14 protein-coding genes and 6 tRNA genes are annotated in these 20837 nt (G+C 41.9%); 4 read left to right on the forward strand and 16 right to left on the reverse strand.

The window, feature by feature from the left end:
• Positions 1–20: 20 nt before the first annotated feature.
• The 6 genes from AM629_RS04995 to miaB all read right to left on the reverse strand — a co-directional run bounded on the left by AM629_RS04995 (position 21) and on the right by miaB (position 6787).
• Complete coding sequence (locus AM629_RS04995) at positions 21–914, reverse strand: amino acid ABC transporter substrate-binding protein (protein WP_054476716.1); 894 nt, start codon at positions 912–914, stop codon at positions 21–23.
• A gap of 422 nt (positions 915–1336) precedes the next feature.
• The gene (gene lnt, locus AM629_RS05000; RefSeq protein ID WP_054476718.1) at positions 1337–2866 is read right to left on the reverse strand and encodes an apolipoprotein N-acyltransferase; all 1530 of its coding nucleotides are present in this window, start codon (positions 2864–2866) and stop codon (positions 1337–1339) included.
• A gap of 7 nt (positions 2867–2873) precedes the next feature.
• Positions 2874–3755 carry a CNNM family magnesium/cobalt transport protein CorC gene (corC, locus tag AM629_RS05005; RefSeq protein ID WP_054476720.1) on the reverse strand — a complete coding sequence of 294 codons (882 nt, stop codon included), beginning with the start codon at positions 3753–3755 and terminating at the stop codon, positions 2874–2876.
• 72 nt (positions 3756–3827) lie between these two features.
• Complete coding sequence (ybeY, locus tag AM629_RS05010; RefSeq protein ID WP_054476722.1) at positions 3828–4295, reverse strand: rRNA maturation RNase YbeY; 468 nt, start codon at positions 4293–4295, stop codon at positions 3828–3830.
• Positions 4292–5269 carry a PhoH family protein gene (locus AM629_RS05015; protein ID WP_235525401.1) on the reverse strand — a complete coding sequence of 326 codons (978 nt, stop codon included), beginning with the start codon at positions 5267–5269 and terminating at the stop codon, positions 4292–4294. Before AM629_RS05015 ends, ybeY begins: the two co-directional genes overlap by 4 nt.
• Positions 5270–5356: 87 nt before the next feature.
• Positions 5357–6787: a tRNA (N6-isopentenyl adenosine(37)-C2)-methylthiotransferase MiaB gene (gene miaB / locus AM629_RS05020; protein WP_054476778.1), complete on the reverse strand. Its 1431-nt coding sequence runs from the start codon at positions 6785–6787 to the stop codon at positions 5357–5359.
• A gap of 199 nt (positions 6788–6986) precedes the next feature.
• Here miaB and ubiF point away from each other — a divergent pair, with 199 nt between their 5' ends.
• The gene (gene ubiF / locus AM629_RS05025; RefSeq protein ID WP_083451875.1) at positions 6987–8168 is read left to right on the forward strand and encodes a 3-demethoxyubiquinol 3-hydroxylase; all 1182 of its coding nucleotides are present in this window, start codon (positions 6987–6989) and stop codon (positions 8166–8168) included.
• Positions 8169–8397: 229 nt separating this feature from the next.
• On the opposite strand, the gene AM629_RS05030 is transcribed toward ubiF, so the two are convergent.
• The 9 genes from AM629_RS05030 to nagB form a co-directional block, all read right to left on the reverse strand.
• Positions 8398–8472, reverse strand: a tRNA-Gln gene (locus tag AM629_RS05030).
• A 6-nt stretch (positions 8473–8478) separates the two neighbouring features.
• Positions 8479–8555, reverse strand: a tRNA-Met gene (locus AM629_RS05035).
• A 24-nt stretch (positions 8556–8579) separates the two neighbouring features.
• Positions 8580–8654: transfer RNA gene (locus tag AM629_RS05040), tRNA-Gln, on the reverse strand.
• Between the two features lie 38 nt (positions 8655–8692).
• A tRNA-Gln gene (locus tag AM629_RS05045) sits at positions 8693–8767 on the reverse strand.
• A 30-nt stretch (positions 8768–8797) separates the two neighbouring features.
• A tRNA-Leu gene (locus tag AM629_RS05050) sits at positions 8798–8882 on the reverse strand.
• Between the two features lie 6 nt (positions 8883–8888).
• Positions 8889–8965 (reverse strand) — tRNA-Met (locus AM629_RS05055).
• Between the two features lie 150 nt (positions 8966–9115).
• The gene (nagC, locus tag AM629_RS05060; protein WP_054476726.1) at positions 9116–10342 is read right to left on the reverse strand and encodes a DNA-binding transcriptional regulator NagC; all 1227 of its coding nucleotides are present in this window, start codon (positions 10340–10342) and stop codon (positions 9116–9118) included.
• A 15-nt stretch (positions 10343–10357) separates the two neighbouring features.
• Positions 10358–11518 carry an N-acetylglucosamine-6-phosphate deacetylase gene (gene nagA / locus AM629_RS05065; protein WP_054476728.1) on the reverse strand — a complete coding sequence of 387 codons (1161 nt, stop codon included), beginning with the start codon at positions 11516–11518 and terminating at the stop codon, positions 10358–10360.
• Positions 11519–11617: 99 nt separating this feature from the next.
• Positions 11618–12430, reverse strand: a complete 813-nt coding sequence (gene nagB, locus AM629_RS05070; RefSeq protein ID WP_054476730.1) for a glucosamine-6-phosphate deaminase — start codon at positions 12428–12430, stop codon at positions 11618–11620.
• Positions 12431–12763: 333 nt separating this feature from the next.
• Here nagB and nagE point away from each other — a divergent pair, with 333 nt between their 5' ends.
• From nagE to AM629_RS05085, 3 genes are all read left to right on the forward strand, one after another.
• Positions 12764–14791: an N-acetylglucosamine-specific PTS transporter subunit IIBC gene (gene nagE / locus AM629_RS05075; RefSeq protein WP_054476731.1), complete on the forward strand. Its 2028-nt coding sequence runs from the start codon at positions 12764–12766 to the stop codon at positions 14789–14791.
• Between the two features lie 197 nt (positions 14792–14988).
• Positions 14989–16656 carry a glutamine--tRNA ligase gene (glnS, locus tag AM629_RS05080; protein ID WP_054476733.1) on the forward strand — a complete coding sequence of 556 codons (1668 nt, stop codon included), beginning with the start codon at positions 14989–14991 and terminating at the stop codon, positions 16654–16656.
• Between the two features lie 826 nt (positions 16657–17482).
• A complete protein-coding gene (locus AM629_RS05085) occupies positions 17483–20158 on the forward strand; it encodes a beta-N-acetylhexosaminidase (RefSeq protein WP_054476735.1) in 2676 nt (891 codons plus the stop codon).
• Positions 20159–20232: 74 nt separating this feature from the next.
• Here the strand turns inward: AM629_RS05085 and fur are convergent, their stop codons facing one another.
• Positions 20233–20679 (reverse strand): ferric iron uptake transcriptional regulator, encoded by a 447-nt coding sequence (gene fur / locus AM629_RS05090; protein ID WP_054476736.1) that lies wholly within the window; start codon positions 20677–20679, stop codon positions 20233–20235.
• Positions 20680–20837 lie beyond the last annotated feature (158 nt).

The following is a 20837-nucleotide window of genomic DNA, read 5'->3' on the forward strand; positions in this document are numbered from 1 at the left end:
TCATTTTTCTAATTATATTTCTAGTTAAGTGCCTTATCATTTGGCGATTTAAATAGTGTTTTCATTTCATCAGACAACGAGAAGTTCAGGTTCAGATTCTTAGGCGGAATGGGTTGTGTGAACCAGCGCTCAAATGATTTCTCTGCCACTCCGGAAGTTTGTGCCTGAACAATGGTCTCATTGATCAGCTTCTTGAATTGAAGATCATCTTTGCGTGATATGCAACCATAGGCTTCTCTAGACTGCGGTGTACCAACGATTTCCCATTGATCAGGTTTTTTCGCTTTGGCGCGTTCACCGGCTAGCAGAGCATCATCTACCATAAAGGCGATTGCACGGCCGGATTCCAGCGTGCGGAATGAGTCACCATGATCTTTTGCACTGATGATGCGCATTTTCATGTTTTTCTCATCGTTGAGTTTATTTAGCAATATTTCAGAAGTCGTACCAGCGGAAACAACGACATTTTTACCAGCCAAATCTGGAAAATCTTTTATACCGGAACCTTTTTTAGTCAGCAACCGCGTATTAATGATGAAGATAGTGTTAGAGAAAGCGACTTGTTTCTGGCGTTCAAGGTTATTGGAAGTAGAACCGCATTCGAAATCATAAGTCCCATTTTGTAGCAGTGGAATACGATTTTGAGAAGTCACCGGTATCAATTTTACTTGCAAATTTGGCATGTCCAGTTTCTTCTTAACGGCTTCAACAATCAGATTAGAGTAATCTTGCGAATAGCCGACGACATTTTGTTTATTATCGTAATAAGCAAAAGGTACGGAGGATTCACGATGCCCCACAATGATTACACCATCATCTTTAATTTTTTTCAGTGTTCCCGTCAATTCTTCAGCCTGAACAGCACCTGCTGCGCCAAGTAACATCATGGTTAATACTAGGTTACGCATTCGCATATACAACTCCTTTAATGTGGTTATCGTTTGCGATGTTGTGTTTGCAAAAGTCTCTCTGTGATTTGTTTTTAATCAAGGATCATTTGCTGTTATATGTATATATGGTGTTAAAAAATAGTACAAAATGGTTAGGTAATGAAAATGAATTGTTTCTATTTCGGGAGCTGTCTCGCACTATAAATGAACAATGTTGCTTATCTTGCACAATAAAAGTGCGTGACTATCATTTTTATGGTGCATTTTCCCGTTTTCTATTAATGAAACAGCTATTTTCCTTTTCATTCATGGAGATAACAGCAATTAACGTGCCAAAATAGTAAAGAGGGGTAAAATTAATACTTAAGTAGGTTATTTTATAACATAGAGTGATATCAGTAACTAAGGGAGCAATTTTGCTCCCTTATGATGTATGGATATCGGAGTTAAAATTTACGGCGGTGATATATCAGCGCAAACAGGGCAAACAATACGGTAATTATCCATACCGGCCAATTCCCCCAACGTGCATAGGGTGTTATCCCGGTTGCGGGTGTCACTTTAGCTTCCAAAACATTGCGGGTAAATTGTGGGAGTGCTGCCTGCACTTTCCCATCAGGGGAAATAACAGCTGTAATACCATTATTAGTACCACGTAGTAATGGGCGCCCTAATTCGAGGGAACGCATACGTGCCATTTGGAAATGTTGCCAGGGACCGATGGAACTACCAAACCAGGCATCATTAGAAACAGTGAGTAAGAATTCAGTATCCGGTTTGAAATTATCACGAACTTGCTCACCTAATATAATTTCATAACAAATGGCGGCGGTCAGGTTATATCCTGCAACAGAAAGCTGTGGTTGAATGTAATTGCCTCGGCTGAATGAAGACATTGGTAAATTGAAGAATGGAGCCAGAGGTCGGAGTAGAGATTCCAGTGGGACAAATTCACCAAAGGGGACCAGATGATGCTTATCGTAGCGAGTAGTTGATGGATATTGATAAGGAATTTTATCACCCAGAACAATCAAGCTATTATAGGTCTTATAGCTGTTACCAACCGTTCTTTCATCAATGATACCGGTAATCAGGCTGGTGTGCTGATTACGTAACAGCATATCCAGTTTTGCCAGAAAACCGCGTTGATAACTTTCCAGTGATGGAATTGCAGATTCGGGCCAGATGATAATAGGTGTTTTACCAATGTATGGGCGGCTGTTATTTAAATAGATGTCCAGAGTTTCACTGAGCATATTGGGGTCCCATTTCAGGGATTGTGGGATATTTCCCTGAACCAGTGCCACATCAACCGCTTTTTCAGGTTGTAGGTTATACCACTGGTAATGACGTATTGACCACGGTAATAGCAGAAGTGCGATAGCGGTAATGCCAGCGGTGATGTTTCTGTGTATAACCGCCAGAACTAATAATCCACTCAGAGCCATTAACAGGAATGTAATTGCCTCAACACCGAAAATGGGTGCAATGGCTTTCATTGGGCTATCTAGTTGGCTGTAGCCGAATTGTAGCCAGGGAAAGCCAGTCAAAATCCAGCCACGCAGGAATTCAGTGACTTGCCACAATGCAGGTGCGGCCACTGCTAGCCTTAACACGCTCGTTTTTACGAAAAAACGGTTGAGTAAGCTGGCGAATAAAGCAGGGTAGAGCGAGAGATAAGCGGCAAGTAATATGACCAGCAAAATATTGACCGCAGTTGGCATTCCACCAAAATTGGCAATGCTGACATATACCCAGTTTATACCACTGCCAAATAAGCCGAATCCCCAGCAAAAAGCAATAAATGCCGCTTGTCCGGGTGTTCTGTTTAAAGTCAGAAGTTGTAGTCCAAACAGGGAGATAATAGCAGCAGGCCAGAAGTCAAAAGGTGAAAAAGCCAGTGTTCCACTGGCTCCGAAAAATAGTGCCAGCAAAGCACGAAGCCGCTGGCAATGTAATAATGAAGCTTTGTTCATTCAGACCCTATTCTTGTTCAAGGTTAGGCATTGGCGCATCGTCCGGTATCGTAACATGAACCTGAATAATTCTCCGACTATCGGCCATGGCAACTTTAAAGAGATAACCGTTAATATCAACAGATTCCCCTCTGGCTGGTAAATGGCCGAATGCCTGCATAACCAAACCGCCAATAGTATCCACTTCTTCATCGCTGAATTGGGTACCAAAGGCTTCATTAAAGTCTTCAATCTGAGTCAGTGCTCGTACCGTATAGGTATGACGGCTCAGGGCACGAATATCGACATCTTCTTCTTCATCATACTCGTCTTCGATTTCACCGACGATTAGTTCAAGAATATCTTCGATAGTAACCAGACCCGATACACCACCGAACTCATCAATGACGATGGCCATATGATAACGTTGAGAACGGAATTCTTTCAGCATGCGGTCAACCCGCTTACTTTCAGGTACAACGACAGCCTGACGCAGAACCTTATCTATGCTGAATGGTGGGGCATCGGTGCGCATAAATGGCAATAGGTCTTTTGCCATTAAAATCCCTTCAATGTGATCTTTATCTTCACTGATCACAGGGAAACGTGAGTGAGCCGAATCGATAATCACATCCAGACATTCGTCCAGGGTTTGATTACGTTTTAAGGTAACGATTTGGGAACGGGGGATCATGATATCACGGACACGTTGATCGGAAATATCCATTACCCCTTCGAGCATATCGCGGGTATCAGGATCAATCAGATCGTTTTGTTCTGAGTCACGGATCAATTCCACCAGTTCATCACGGCTTTTTGGCTCACCGTGAAAAAGTTGGTTAAGAAGAAGAGTAAAAAACCCTTTCTTAGGGCCCGGGTTATCGTTACTTGAAGGATGGTCGTCGCTCATGGAGTTTTAATGAAAATTTCCCATTAAATAAGTTGTTGTTGGTATTTTTTAGCATAAAAATGGTGTAGGTGGTTACTCTTTTTCTGCAAGATAGGGATCAGAGTAACCTAACTTTTGCATAATTTCTGTTTCCAGAGATTCCATTTCTTCCGCTTCATCATCTTCGATATGGTCATAACCTAGCAGGTGTAGGCATCCGTGTACAACCATATGTGCCCAATGTTCTTCTACTGTTTTTTGTTGCTCCTCGGCTTCTTTTTCAACTACCTGTCGACAGATAATTAAATCACCAAGTAGAGGTAAATCAACCGTTGGTGGTGATTCAAATGGAAAAGATAGCACATTTGTTGGTTTGTCTTTGCCACGATAAGTCAGGTTTAAATCGTGACTTTCTGCTTCATCAACAATACGGATTGTTACCTCACTTTCAGATTGAAACTGAGGTAAAACCCCGTCCAGCCAGCGCTGGAATAGGGTTTCTTCAGGAAGACCTTGTAAATTCTCACAGGCAATTTGTAAATCAAGTATTACTGAACTCATTGTGCTTCCTGTTTGCGTTGCTCACTGATTGTCTGTTTGCGTTTTTGCTCAGTTGCTTCCCATTCTTCATAAGCAATGACAATTTTGGCAACAACCGGATGGCGGACAACATCATCACTGTGGAAGAAGTTAAAGCTCAGCCCATTGACCCCTGACAATACTTCAATTGCATGGCGCAGACCAGATTTCTGTCCACGCGGCAGGTCAATTTGGGTGACGTCCCCAGTGACAACTGCTTTGGAATTGAAACCGATACGAGTCAGGAACATCTTCATCTGTTCGATGGTAGTATTCTGGCTCTCATCCAGAATAATAAAAGCATCATTCAGGGTTCGTCCACGCATATAAGCCAATGGCGCAACTTCAATAACATTACGTTCGATCAGCTTCTCAACTTTTTCAAAACCTAGCATTTCAAATAAGGCGTCGTAGAGCGGGCGCAGGTATGGATCAACTTTCTGGCTCAGGTCACCAGGCAGGAATCCCAGTTTTTCGCCTGCTTCTACTGCCGGGCGGGTTAACAAGATGCGACGAATTTCTTGACGTTCCAGTGCATCGACCGCAGCAGCAACAGCCAGATAAGTTTTACCTGTGCCTGCTGGACCAACCCCGAACGTAATATCATGGCTGAGAATATTAGCAATATATTGCGTTTGATTGGGAGTTCGTGGTTTTACCATACCGCGTTTGGTACGAATATTAACGGACTTACCGTAGTCAGGTATGCTTTCAGCGGTTTGTTCTAGAACCCGGCTCTCTGTAATTGCTAAGTGAATCTGTTCTGGCTTGATATCAGGGATTACCCCACGAACAGGGGCGGTTTCCACATATAAATGGCGGAGAATATTGGTGGCGGCACTAACGCACCGCGGTTTGCCCATCAGTTTAAAACGGTTATCTCGTCGGCTGATTTCAATACCCAGCCGGAGTTCAAGCTGTTTCAAATTATCATCAAACGGACCACACAGGTTCATTAGGCGCTGATTATCGGCTGGTTCGAGGAAAATTTCCTGAGTTGCTATTTGTGAATGAGTTTGTTGAATCACTGATTATCTCTATGTTTAAGGCTGATAAGTGCCGACCCCGATTTCATCTTCTTTACGGGTACGGGCTATTACGGACTCAGGTGATTCGTGTATACGAAGATCCATCTGATCTTCGGTACGGATAACTTTACCGCGCAGTGAGTTGGCGTAGACATCAACAATTTCAACATCAACGAATTTGCCAATCATGTCAGGCTGGCCTTCGAAGTTGACAACTCGATTGTTTTCAGTACGCCCGGAAAGTTCCATCACATTTTTACGGGAAGTTCCTTCAACCAGAATACGTTGTACACTGCCCAACATAGCACGGCTGTAGTTCATAGCCTGTTGGTTAATGCGCTGTTGTAACAAGTAAAGGCGTTGTTTTTTCTCTTCTTCGCTGACATCATCAGGCAGATCAGCTGCCGGCGTCCCCGGGCGAGCAGAGTAGATAAAGCTATAGCTCATATCGAAATTGACATCAGCGATCAACTTCATAGTTTTCTCGAAGTCATCTTGGGTTTCTCCTGGGAAGCCGATGATAAAGTCAGAGCTTATCAGGATATCAGGACGTGCTTTACGTAATTTGCGAATAATGCTCTTATATTCAAGAGCTGTGTGCGCACGTTTCATCAGCGTCAAAATACGGTCAGAGCCACTTTGTACTGGTAGGTGCAGGAAGCTAACCAATTCAGGTGTATCTTCATAAACAGCGATAATATCATCAGTGAACTCAATGGGATGGCTGGTGGTAAAACGGATGCGGTCAATACCATCTATAGCTGCGACTAGACGGATTAACTCAGCGAAAGAACAGATGTCACCATCATAAGTTGCACCACGATAAGCATTCACGTTCTGACCGAGAAGGTTAACTTCACGTACACCTTGTGCAGCAAGCTGGGCGATTTCAAACAAAATATCGTCACATGGGCGGCTAACTTCTTCACCACGGGTATAAGGTACGACACAGAAAGTACAATATTTGTTGCAGCCTTCCATAATAGAAACAAATGCAGATGGACCGTCAGCACGTGGTTCAGGTAAGCGGTCAAATTTCTCGATTTCCGGGAAGCTGATATCAACAATCGGGCTGCGGGTGCCTTTCACTTGATTGATCATCTCAGGTAAACGATGCAGTGTTTGCGGCCCGAAAATAATATCTACGCACTGGGCGCGCTGACGGATGAAATCCCCTTCCTGGGAGGCCACGCAACCACCTACGCCAATAATAATATCTGGATTGGTGTCTTTCAGGTTTTTCCAGCGGCCTAATTGATGGAAAACTTTTTCTTGGGCTTTTTCACGGATTGAACAGGTATTCAATAGTAAAATGTCTGCTTCTTCGGCGACACCGGTTAACTGATAACCGTGAGTACTTTCCAGCAGGTCGGCCATTTTAGATGAATCATATTCATTCATCTGACAGCCCCAAGTTTTAATATACAGTTTTTTTATCGTCGACATTTTCTTATGCATCCGGGCTTTCTACAGTGCTGAAAGATATTACTGCACTGCAAAAGCAGTTGTGTATTAGGCATTAAAGTTGTCGGATATTGTATTCATTTGAAGGAGCAGTGACCAGACTGTTAAACAGGATATTCTCTACCGAAGGATCAAAAATCCTGTACACTGTGCCAATCAATGAGTTAATAGCATGACTGATATGAATAATTCACAACAGACTTTTGATGTAGTGGTAGTAGGGGCAGGGATGATCGGTGCTGCAACAGCGCTTGGATTGGCTCAAGAAGGTTGGACAGTCGCTTTGTTGGATCATCAGATACCACAACCTTATGATGCACTGAGTTATCCTGATGTGCGCGTGTCGGCGATTAGTTGTGCTTCTGTGGATTTGCTCAAACAGTTTGGTGCATGGGATACGGTATTACAGATGCGCGGTGTACCGTACCGTAAATTGGAAACTTGGGAACAGCATGATTCCAATTTAGTGTTTGATGCAAAAAGCCTAGGGTTGCCTGAGTTGGGTTATATGGTTGAAAACCGTATTTTGCAGTTGGCTCTTTGGCAACAGTTTGAAAAACATCCTGCTCTGACTTTGCGGTGCCCGGCAGTCTTACAATCTATGCAACGTCAGAAAGAAGGTTGGTTAGTTACTTTGTCTGACGGAACTAAAATTAATACCCGTTTGATTGTTGGTGCTGATGGTGCCCGTTCTCAGGTTCGCAAAATGGCTGGAATTGGCAGCCATGGCTGGCAGTACAGACAGTCTTGTATGTTGATTACGGTAAAAACAGAGCAGCCACAACAGGATATTACCTGGCAGCAGTTTTTTCCTTCAGGTCCAAGAGCATTTCTCCCACTATTTGATCAATGGGCTTCATTGGTATGGTATGACAAACCGGCGCGTATACGGCAGTTACAGACAATGTCAATGGTTCAACTTGCGCAGGAGATTTTTCAGGCATTTCCTGTACGGTTAGGTAAAGTGACTCCGGTTGCAGCTGGCTCATTTCCCTTAACTCGTCATCATGCTAACAGCTATGTGCGTGAAGGATTGGTGTTGTTGGGTGATGCTGCTCATACAATTAATCCGCTGGCTGGGCAAGGGGTAAATCTTGGTTATCGTGATGTGAATACTTTGATTAATATTTTGGTGAAGGCCAGAGAATTAACAGAGCAATGGGATTCATTGGAAGTTCTGATGCGTTACCAACGTTGCAGAATGCCGGATAACCTGATGATGCAATCTGGAATGGATCTATTTTACACCGTGTTCAGTAGTGAATTACCAGGGCTGAAAGTAGCACGTAATCTGGCACTGATGGCAGCTCAACGAGCTGGCGTAATGAAAAAATCGGTGCTTAAGTATGCGTTAGGGTTATAACGTATAGATTGGTAGTGAAAATCACAAGCACGTCGTAAATCTATTTATGGCGTGAAAGGTTCACTTTTCTTTAGATAAAGCTAATTGGCAAGTTAAGAAAGAAGAGATAGGGCGGACTAAAAAGCAGAAAAACAAAACCACCTCTCGGTGGGTGGCATTCTGCATCAAAGAACATTCTTACTATATATTCTTTTTCAACGCATCACTTCACGTAACACATTGATAAATATGGCTGGGGTACCAGGATTTGAACCTGGGAATGCCGGAATCAGAATCCGGTGCCTTACCGCTTGGCGATACCCCAATTGAATGGTGGCTACGACGGGAATCGAACCTGTGACCCCAGCATTATGAGTGCTGTGCTCTAACCAGCTGAGCTACGTAGCCTTTTAGTGAACGGCATTCAGTTAATGGCTGGGGTACCAGGATTCGAACCTGGGTATGCCAGGATCAAAACCTGGTGCCTTACCGCTTGGCGATACCCCAACTGAAATTAGTTACTACACAACATGTCATCAGAACTATGGCTGGGGTACCAGGATTCGAACCTGGGTATGCCAGGATCAAAACCTGGTGCCTTACCGCTTGGCGATACCCCAACTGAATAATCGACAACTTGATGAATGGAATGGTGCGGGAGGCGAGACTTGAACTCGCACACCTTGCGGCGCCAGAACCTAAATCTGGTGCGTCTACCAATTTCGCCACTCCCGCAAAAGATGGTGGCTACGACGGGAATCGAACCTGTGACCCCAGCATTATGAGTGCTGTGCTCTAACCAGCTGAGCTACGTAGCCATCTTTTTTTGCATTACCTTCATCGGCGTTGCGGGGCGCATTATGCGTATATCAGCTAAATGCGTCAACTGCTTTTTTCTTGAAATCTGCTTAAGGTCGCTTGTTTGTTTGGCATATAAGCATTTTGCTGACAAAATCAACAAAAAATGACTATGATCCTTCGAGTAAGTGTTGTAATAGAACACCATTAAGCATAGCACGCTTAGTCAGAGCAAAGGCACCAATAGCAGAACAGTGAACTAATTCAGAAACAACAATCGGCAAATTTTCACGAAATTCTTTTAAAACTTGGGTGTTAATACAACTTTGAATTGCGGGTATGAGTATTTTCTGAGCTTCAGTAATTTCCCCTGCCAAGACAACCTTCTGAGGGTTAAATAAATTAATCGCGATAGAGATGGCTTTGCCAAGATAGTGACCGACATTTTTTATCACTTCAGAGGCTAACGGGTCATTTTGATTAGCGGCCTGACAAATGGCTCTGATATTGCAGTTATTTAATGTTAGCTGGCTTGGGAAACCTTGTTTTAGTTGATGCTGAACTCGTGCTTCAATTGCTGAGTTAGATGCAATAGTTTCCAGACAACCAAAATTGCCACAGTGACAACGCTCACCGAGAGGATCAATTTGAATATGGCCAATTTCCCCTAAATTCCCTCTATTATTAAGTAATATCTGACTGTTTATAATTACCCCAGCACCAGTACCTCGATGGATACGTACCAGTAAAGAGTCTTCACAATCACGAGTAGCGCCGAAATAGCGTTCAGCCAGTGCTAAACTGCGGATGTCATGACCGATAAAGCAGGTGATATTGAAATGTTTTTTTAGAGTATCGACCAGAGTCCAGTTCGTCACTTTAATATGAGGCATATAACGAACGATACCTCTATTTGGGTCAACTAGTCCTGGCAGGATAACTGAAATAGCGATTAATTCGCGGACTTTGCGTTGGTTTTGTTGAATAAAATTTTCTATTGCGCTGATAAGCAGATTTTCGACTTTCTGCTGAGTGGTTTCAGGTAGTGGATAATGCTCTTCAACCAGCGCTTTGCCACTCATATCATAAAGAGCAAGAGTGGCATCGTGACGGCCAAGGCGTACACCAATAGTATGGAAATTGCGATTTTCTGTAACGATTGAAATTGCGCGGCGGCCTCCGGTAGAAGCTTGCTGCTCGACTTCTTTGATTAGGCCACGCTCAAGTAACTGACGGGTAATTTTAGTCACACTGGCTGGGGCAAGTTGACTTTGTTCTGCAATCTGAATACGAGATATTGGCCCTTGCTGATCAATCAACCGGTATACCACTGCGCCGTTGAGTTGCTTTACAAGGTCAATATTACCAATTTGTTTTTGTGTGCTGCTATGACTCATCGGTTATTTTGTCCATTAAAGATCAGTTTCTTTTCCGTTAACAATGGTTTTGCAGATTTTAAAGTCATGACTGAAAACAGTGAGGTTAGCAATCTTACCGGTTTCAATGGTACCAATATATTTATCAACACCAATTGCGCGGGCAGGGTAGAGTGTTGCCATCCTCAGAGCTTCATCCAGAGCAATACCAACGTGTTCAACACTATTTTTAACGGCGTCTATCATAGTAATAGATGAACCGCTTAAAGTGCCGTTTTCATCGACACATAATCCGTCCCGATAATATATGGTTTTACCGGCAAAGGTGAAGTGCCCCATTTTATTGGTGGAAACATTCAGCCCGGCAGGAAGTATGGCATCTGTGACCAGAATTAATTTATCTTTTTTTAGATGCTTGGCATTACGGATGTTTGGCCATAAGACATGCAAACCATCGGGAATAATACTTGCGTAAATTTCTGGTGTATCAAAGATAGCACCAATCAGGCCAGGTTGGCGGCCAGAAATATAGGGCATTGCGTTATAGAGATGGGTTGAGATGGTAATTCCATTCTGGAATCCTTGCCGGGCCTCTTCATAACTGGCATTTGAATGACCAGCAGAAATCACAATACCTGCTTCTACTAATTGCTGAATATATTTTTGCTCAACCATTTCTGGTGCGAGGGTCAATTTAGTGATGACATCAGCGTTATCGCACAAGAAATTTATCATTTCAGGTGTAGGCTTACGAATGAGTTCTGGATTGTGAGTCCCTTTTTTTATCGGATTAAGGTAAGGGCCTTCCAGATGCAGCCCCAATGCTTGATACTGATGTTTAGCCAGATAAGAGCGCATGGCTTCGACAGCGGCGATCATCAGTTCATCGGTGCTTGTAATGAGTGTTGGTAAGTAGCTGGTGCAGCCTGAGCGTTCATTGGCTTTTTGCATGATATCCAATGTTTTTTCTGAAATATCTTCTAGCCGGTCATTGAACTGAACACCCCCGCAACCATTAACTTGCAGGTCAATAAAACCGGGGGAAAGGATTGCGCCATGCAGATCGCATTTTTCAATATTTTCGGGTAACACTTCTGTTGGGCAAACTTGTTTAATTAAGTCGCCTGTAATTATAACTGCATGATTATCCAGTCTATTATGACCAGTATATATAATGCAGTTGGTTAAAGCATACATTTTAGCCTCCTATGGAATCGGGAGATGATTAATGATTGAGAATGTAAATTGAGATTGCTATGTAATCAGCCTAAATGGGTTTTAGGCTGATGTAGATTCTTATTTTTTGCTGGCAAATTTGCCGATAATATCTGCTTCTAATTGATGGAAATATTTGACTGTTTTTACTTTCAATTCCATGGTCGCGGGTTCATCACAGACAATGATGGATTTAGGATGCATTTGCAGGCAGCTTACCGTCCACATATGGTTGATATTACCTTCAATTGCAGCCTGAATTGCCTGTGCTTTATTTAGACCCGTTGCCAGGATCATAATTTCTTTTGCATCCATTAGTGTGCCTACTCCTACCGTCAGGGCATATTTAGGTACCTGATTAATATCATTACCAAAGAAACGGGAGTTGGCAGTGCGGGTTTCTACTGTGAGTGTTTTAATGCGAGTACGTGAAGTTAAGGATGATGCGGGTTCATTGAAAGCAATATGACCGTCATTACCGACGCCTCCCATAAACAGATGAATTTGACCATAAGACTTAATTTTGTCTTCATAACGTTGGCATTCTGCATCAACATCAGGTGCATTGCCGTTGAGTAAATTTATATTTTCTTTTTGTATATCAATGTGATCAAAGAAATTTTGATGCATAAAACTGTAATAGCTTTGCGGGTGATCTTCAGCAATACCTACATATTCATCCATATTGAATGTGACGACATATTTAAAACTGACCTCTCCTGCTTTGTGCAGAGCAATCAATTCCTTATAAGTTGCCAGGGGAGTGCTGCCAGTTGGCAGGCCCAAGATAAAAGGATGTTCTGCGGTTGGGTTAAATGCATTGATTTTGCTAACGATATAGTGTGCAGCCCATTTACCAACATCACTTGCATTCGTTAGGGGGATTAGTCTCATAAATACCTCTTAGAAATCATCGTGATTAAATATTTAGCGTTATACATTATTCAGTTAGTTAATCTTCTATATACAAGATATTAAACCATTTTCAGTAACAGAGACACTATGCGGAGTAAGATATTTTTCATAATAAAATAAGATTTGTGTGTTAGCGAGCATTTTGACCATATTTATGGATAATATAGTGACTATCATCACATTTTGTTATTAATTAATTTGCGACGAAAAATAAATCTCCTACACTGAAAATTGTAGAATAAATATTCTTATTGATTAATTTTATAAGCGGTAAAAAAACTCCAATAATTGAAGATAATAAGGGGGAGTAATGTGAACATTCTGAATTATTTGCAAAGGGTGGGCCGGGCATTGATGGTGCCGGTTGCTACATTACCTGCTGCTGCAATACTAATGGGGATAGGTTACTGGATCGACCCGCTAGGGTGGGGAGCTGATAATGCATTGGCGGCTTTGCTGATTAAATCGGGTGAAGCCATTATTAAGAATATGCCATCGTTGTTTGCTATTGGTGTCGCTTATGGTATGTCCAAAGACAAGGATGGTGCGGCAGCCCTGACAGGTTTTGTCGGTTTTTTAGTGTTAACTACGCTTTGTTCTCCGGCAGCGGTATCTCTGATCTTGGGTATTCCGATTGACGATGTACCAAAAGCCTTTAGTAAAATTGATAACCAATTTGTTGGCATTTTGGTTGGTGTGATATCTGCTGAGTTGTATAACCGCTTTAGTAGTGTTGAACTGCCGAAAGCGTTGTCATTCTTCAGTGGCCGCCGTTTGGTCCCGATCCTTACCTCTTTCCTAATGATTTTGGTTGCTTTTATCCTGATGTATGTATGGCCGGTGGTTTATAATGCATTGGTAACTTTTGGCGAAAGTATTAAAGATCTCGGTGCTACAGGTGCTGGTATCTATGCCTTCTTCAACCGTTTGCTTATTCCTGTTGGCCTGCATCATGCACTGAACTCTGTATTCTGGTTTGATGTTGCTGGTATTAACGATATTCCTAACTTCCTTGGTGGTCAGAAATCCATTGTAGATGGCTCTGCAATTGTGGGTATTACTGGTCGTTATCAGGCTGGTTTCTTCCCCGTTATGATGTTTGGTTTGCCTGGTGCTGCATTAGCGATGTATCACTGTGCACGTCCTGAAAATAGAGTCAAAGTTGCTGGTATTATGATAGCGGGTTCATTTGCTGCGTTTTTCACGGGTATTACTGAACCTTTGGAATTCGCTTTCATGTTTGTTGCCCCGGTGCTTTATGTGTTGCATGCGATCTTGACAGGTATTTCTGTGTTTATCGCAGCGACGATGCAGTGGATTGCTGGTTTTGGTTTCAGTGCTGGTTTAGTGGATATGGTGCTATCTTCCCGTAACCCACTAGCGACACATTGGTACATGCTGATCCCGCAAGGTTTGGTTTTCTTCTTCCTGTACTATTCTGTATTTAGATTTACTATTAAGAAATTCAACCTGATGACTCCAGGTCGTGAACTGGCCGCCGATGGTGAAACAGATGGCTATGATGTTGATGTGAACGAAAATGGTAAAGTAGCAGCGGGTGATATCCATAAGGAAGCTCATCAATATGTTGCAGCAATTGGTGGTTCAGATAATTTGGTGGGTATCGATGCTTGTATTACTCGTTTACGTCTATCTGTAAAAAATGCTGATCAAGTCAATGACAGTTTGGTCAAACACCTTGGTGCTTCCGGTATTATTCGTCTGAATAAACAAAGTGTACAAATTATTGTTGGTACTCGAGCAGAATTGATTGCTAGTGCCATGCGTGATGTTTTGGCAAAGGGGCCGATAGCGGCTGTGACTGAAAATCATCAACCTGAGGCAATATTAAAAAAGAAGAAAGTTGAAAATAAAGGTGAGGTTTTCCTAACTCTGGTTGCGCCAGTCAGTGGTCAGCTAATTGATTTGAAAGAAGTTCCTGATGAAGCTTTTTCTAGCAAAATTGTCGGTGATGGAATTGCTATCAAGCCAACATCGAATATTGTGCTTGCACCAGTGTCTGGCACGATTGTGAAAATTTTCGATACCAATCATGCTTTCTGTATTGAAACTGAGGAAGGTGTGGAATTGATTGTCCATTTGGGTATTGATACGATTTCTCTAAATGGTAAAGGTTTTAAACGATTGGTGAATGAAGGCGCAATCGTGAAAGTTGGGGAGCCTGTACTGAATTTGGATCTTGATTATCTGAATGCTAATGCTAAATCTATGATTAGTCCGGTTATTGTCAGTAATATTGGTGATTATATCGGTGTTAATATTCTGGCAAAAGGTCCGGTAGAAGCTGGAAAGACAAAGTTGTTTGATATACTGAGATAAACAACAAATAGATTTTTAAGCGTTATTAAAAAACTTTCAATAAAGTGAATAATGGGGAGAGTTCCAATCTTCCCATTTTTCGTTTCAATTTTGCTCTGAATCGCGATTTTGCATGAACAAACGGTTGTTTCTCATCACTGCTTGTTGGATTATAGGCGGTTATGTGACGTGTTTTTGGCATTATTGAGGTAAAAACAATGAGTGAGGCAGATGCCCGCCCGACGAACTTTATTCGTCAGATTATTGACGAAGATTTGGCAATTGGTAAACATACATCCGTACATACCCGTTTCCCCCCTGAGCCAAATGGCTATCTGCATATTGGTCATGCGAAATCTATCTGTCTGAACTTTGGCATTGCAAAGGATTACCAGGGGCAGTGCAATTTGCGTTTTGACGATACCAACCCAGTTAAAGAAGATGTTGAGTATGTCGATTCTATTAAAAATGACGTTCAGTGGTTAGGTTTTGAGTGGAGTGGTGATATTCGTTACTCTTCCAATTATTTTGATACGTTGTATCAGTATGCGATTGAATTGATCAATAAAGGTCTGGCTTATGTTGATGAATTGAGTCCGGAAGATATCCGTGAATATCGTGGTACGTTGAAAGAGCCAGGTAAAAACAGCCCGTATCGTGACCGCAGTATTGAAGAAAATCTGGCTCTGTTTGAAAAAATGCGCGCCGGTGAGTTTGGCGAAGGCAAAGCTTGCTTACGTGCCAAAATTGACATGGCGTCACCCTTTATTGTGATGCGTGATCCGGTTCTGTATCGTATTAAATTTGCAGAGCATCATCAGTCCGGTAATAAATGGTGCATCTATCCGATGTATGATTTTACTCACTGTATTTCTGATGCGCTGGAAGGTATTACACATTCGCTGTGTACGCTGGAATTTCAGGATAACCGTCGCCTGTACGATTGGGTGCTGGATAATATCACAATTGATTGTCATCCGCGTCAGTATGAATTCTCGCGTCTGAATCTTGAATACACTGTTATGTCCAAGCGTAAATTGAATCTGCTGGTGACTGACAAGATTGTTGAAGGTTGGGATGACCCACGTATGCCAACTATCTCAGGATTGCGTCGTCGTGGTTATACGGCTTCTTCCATTCGTGAATTCTGCCGTCGTATCGGTGTCACCAAGCAGGACAATAATGTGGAAATGGCCGCATTGGAATCCTGTATTCGGGATGATCTGAATGAAAATGCACCTCGCGCTATGGCTGTTCTCGATCCAGTTAAATTGGTGATCGAAAATAGGCCAGAAGGAGGGCAGATTCTGAGTATGCCTAATCATCCGAATAAACCAGAGATGGGTAGCCGTGAAGTGCCATTTAGCAGTGAGATCTATATTGATCGGGCAGATTTCCGTGAAGAAGCGAATCGTCAATATAAGCGTTTGGTATTAGGTAAAGAAGTTCGTTTGCGTAATGCCTATATCATCAAAGCAGAACGTGTTGAAAAAGATGCCGACGGCAATATCACGACAATCTATTGCAGTTACGATGAGCAGACTTTGAATAAAGACCCGGCAGACGGACGTAAAGTGAAAGGTGTTATTCATTGGGTTAGTGCTACTCATGCTGTTCCTGCTGAATTCCGCTTGTATGATCGTCTGTTCAGTGTGCCAAACCCAGGCGCAGAAGATGATTTTCTGGCGGCTATTAACCCTGAATCGCTGGTAATTCGTCAGGGATTTGTGGAGCCAGGTTTAGCTGATGCCAGGTCAGAAGAGACTTATCAGTTTGAGCGTGAAGGTTATTTCTGTGCTGATAGCGGCCACTCTAGTGCAGAACATTTGGTATTTAACCGTACCGTTGGCCTGCGTGATACTTGGGCAAAAATTTCTCAGGATTAATTAGATTCTGGTGTATTTAAAAAGCGTGACAATTTAATTGTTACGCTTTTTTATTTTATAAATTTTATCTTATTCTTGATTTTATAGTTTATTATCCATCATTATAATAGATTAAATAAGTTGAAGTTAATGAATTTTTGCTAAAAAATTATCATTGATAAATAATTATTAATTTATTTTTGTTGGAAAGTATTTATATTGAAAAAGCTATTTTTTAATGTGGTTGTTATATTATTAAATTTTCCGTGTTGTATGATTTTTTATTTTAATATCAATTTCATATATAGTTTTAATTGTGTTTTTATTAATGTGTTCTTTGTCATGTTATGCAAAAAAAAACATTTTTTATTATTGATAATTCATGATGAGAAAAATAATCTGTATATATGTTTATTAAATAGTTTTAAGTTTTTTTCAGTTGGGATTTTATTTCACATTTTTTTGCATGATTGGTTTTATACCCAATAGATTTCAAATTGCAGCGCGGCGGCAAGGGAGCGAATCCCCGAGAGCATAGATAACTATGTGACCGGGGTGAGTGAGTGCAGCCAACAAAGCAGCAACTTGAAAGATGAAGGGTATAGTTAAAAAGGAATTAATTTTATGGTCAAGTATGGTGTCTAAATTGGATTACGCTATGCATGACAATCACATGGATATTTCCAGATTGTGATAGTGGTTTCAGCAATATTTTCCGAATGAAAGAGAGATTCAATTCAACATCATCATGCCATTTACTATCTTCTAATAGGGTCCCTTGTCGCTGCTTTAGCGTTTCTGGGCGGTGGCTTACCTTACACAACTTTTGCGTTTGAAAGAGGTAACAATGAAGAAATTTAAATTGCGTACACTAGCAGCATTAACTGCAACTGTTGGACTTATGGGGTCTGCATATGCCACGGATGCAGCGCAGCAGTTGGTTGATTCACTGAGTCAATTAAAAGTTAATTATAAGGTTATTGATAATCAGGCAGGAAGTCATGGTGTTAATTGTGCTGTACTGGGGGCAGATTGGGCCGCTTGTAACCGAGTAGATATTACTTTAACAAATGGTAATCAGGCGATTAACTCTTCTGACTGGGCGATTTATTTCCATAGTATTCGCCAGGTTCTGGACGTAGATAATGAGCAGTTCAAAATCACGCGCATCACTGGTGACTTACATAAACTGGAACCAACTGAGAAATTCACCGGTATTAAAGCTAATCAGCAGATAAAACTGCCTATTACTGGAGAATACTGGCAAATTTATAGCACTGATTTTCTGCCCCGTTGGTATGCAACGTCAGGTGATGCAAAACCTAAAGTACTTGTTAATACGGATACGGAAGATTTGAGAGAATTTTTATCTGCTTTCACTGGTGATCAGTGGAAACGTATAAAAACAGATAACAATATTCTGATGACCCCTGAGAATCGTTATGCCAAGAATTTACAGGTCCAAAAAATAGGATCAGAAAATCTGCGTGGGCAAATTATTCCGACACCAAGAGAGATTCAAATTTATGCACAGGATGCCGATTTATCGAGAGGTGTCAGGCTGGAACTAGGTGGTTTGAATGACGAGGCGGTTATTCTTGTCAGAAAACGTTTTACTGATCAGGGAATTAAATTAGAGAATGGTGGCTATCTGGTTGCGACGCAGATTGTTTCTTCAGATTTTACTGACGATTGGAAGGTTAAAGGTGCTTACCGACTGAATGTTACCCAGAATGGCGCCCAGATTGTTGCTTTTGACCAATCTGGTGTGTTTTACGGTCTTCAGTCTTTGTTGTCATTGATTCCTACTGATGATAGCAGGAAGATTGCGACTCTGACGGTAAAAGATGCTCCACGTTTTGAGTATCGTGGTGCTCTCTTGGATGTGGGACGTAATTTCCACAGTAAGCAGGCTGTTTTGCGTTTACTTGACCAAATGGCAAGTTACAAGCTGAATAAATTCCATTTCCATCTGTCTGATGATGAAGGCTGGCGTCTTGAAATCCCAGGATTGCCAGAGTTGACAGAAGTGGGTAGTCAGCGTTGTCATGATTTGAGTGAAACCAAATGCTTGTTACCACAACTGGGTTCTGGCCCTGATAACAACAACATGGGTAGCGGATTCTTCAGTCGTCAGGACTACATTGATATTCTGAAATATGCCAAAGCCCGTTATATTGAAGTTATTCCTGAAATTGATATGCCGGCTCATGCCCGTGCCGCAGTGGTTTCTATGGAAGCTCGCTATAACAAGTTGATGGCTCAGGGGAATGTAAAAGGGGCGAATGAATATCGCTTGCTGGACCCAACTGATACGACCCGGGCAACATCCGTTCAACTCTATGATCGTCGTAGTTATTTAAACCCATGTATGGATTCTTCAAAACGATTTGTTGAGAAAATCATTAGTGAAGTTGCTGCTATGCATAGAACAGCTGGCTTACCATTGGAAACCTGGCATTTCGGCGGTGATGAAGCGAAGAATATCCGTTTGGGAGATGGTTTTCAGGATAAAAATGGTCCTATAGAACCGGGTAAAGGTATCATCGATAAGAGTATAGAAGATAAGCCATGGGCTAAATCTCAAGTTTGCCAGAAGATGGTAGAACAAGGCATTGTGAAAGATGTTGAGCATCTTGCTAGTTATTTCGCAATTGAAGTAAGTAAGATTGTGAATGCCAATGGTATCGACAGGATGCAGGCGTGGCAGGATGGATTAAAGCATGCTACTAGCGTTAAAGATTTTGCAACCAAACGCGTTGGTGTAAATTTCTGGGATGCTCTCTACTGGGGTGGTTTTGATTCAATCAATGATTGGGCGAATAAAGGATATGAAGTGATCGTATCCAACCCAGATTATGTCTATTTGGATATGCCATATGAAGTGCATCCGCAGGAGCGGGGATATTATTGGGCCACCCGTTTTAATGATGAAGCCAAGATTTTTAGTTTTGCGCCAAATAATATGCCGCAAAATGCTGAAACTTCCGTTGACCGTGATGGTAATGTCTTTAGTGCGAAAAGTGATAAACCATGGCCGGGCGCTTATGGGCTTTCAGGTCAGGGATGGAGTGAAACAGTCCGAACTGATGAGCAGATGGAATATATGCTTTTTCCGCGTTTGTTACCGCTGGCAGAGCGGGCGTGGCACCGTGCTGGTTGGGAACAAGATTATGTTCCAGGCAAGGAATATAAGAAAGGTGAAACATATAGAGTCGATATTGATGCACTTAACCGTGACTGGACACGGTTCGCTAACCTGATAGGGCAACGCGAACTTGTCAAACTGGATAGAGCAGGTATTGCTTACCGCTTACCGGTTCCAGGGGCCAAAGTAAAATACGGTGTTCTGAGGGCCAATATTGCTCTGCCGGGGCTGGTAATCCAGTATTCAACTGATGGCGGTAATAGTTGGAAAATTTATGACAATCATAAACGCCCGAAGGTGAAAGGTGATGTGTTAATCCGTTCTGTTAGCCCAGATGGTAAACGTTACAGCCGGATTGATAATGTAAAGGCATGATTATGTGATATCAAGTAAGAAGGGAACCCTGATGGGTTCCTTTCTATGATAAAAGTTAGCGGATCAGGAGTGAATTACTTCTCGTCATGTGCACTACTATCTTCGCGGCAATTACCAGCAGAACAGTGACCATATAGGTAAAGGCTGTGGTTTGAGAGTTTAATCCCATAACGTTCAGCAATATTCTTCTGGCGTTTTTCGATATATTTGTCACTGAATTCAATGACTCTACCACAATCCAAGCAGATTAAATGGTCGTGATGATGTTGTTGAGTGAGTTCAAAAACCGATTTGCCACCTTCGAAATTATGACGGGTGACAATCCCGGCGTCATCAAACTGATTCAACACGCGATAGACAGTAGCAAGGCCAATCTCTTCACTGTTATCAATCAGTTTCTTGTAGAGATCTTCCGCACTGACGTGGTGGTATTCAGGATCTTGTAATACTTCCAGTATTTTCAGACGAGGAAGTGTTACTTTAAGTCCAGCATCTTTTAATGCCTTATTGTTGTCGGTCATGCGGATTCAGTCCTGTTACTCAGTAAAGTGAAAGTAGCGATACTTCAAAAAGTACCAGTTAGTTATCAGATTATGATTATAGGCATGGCTAATGAAAATGAAAACCACGTTAACCATAACTATCATTACACATTTTGCCAGAATAATCATTTGTAAAA

It is taken from the genome of Photorhabdus heterorhabditis, from assembly GCF_001280945.1.
Classification (GTDB): Bacteria; Pseudomonadota; Gammaproteobacteria; order Enterobacterales; family Enterobacteriaceae; genus Photorhabdus; species Photorhabdus heterorhabditis.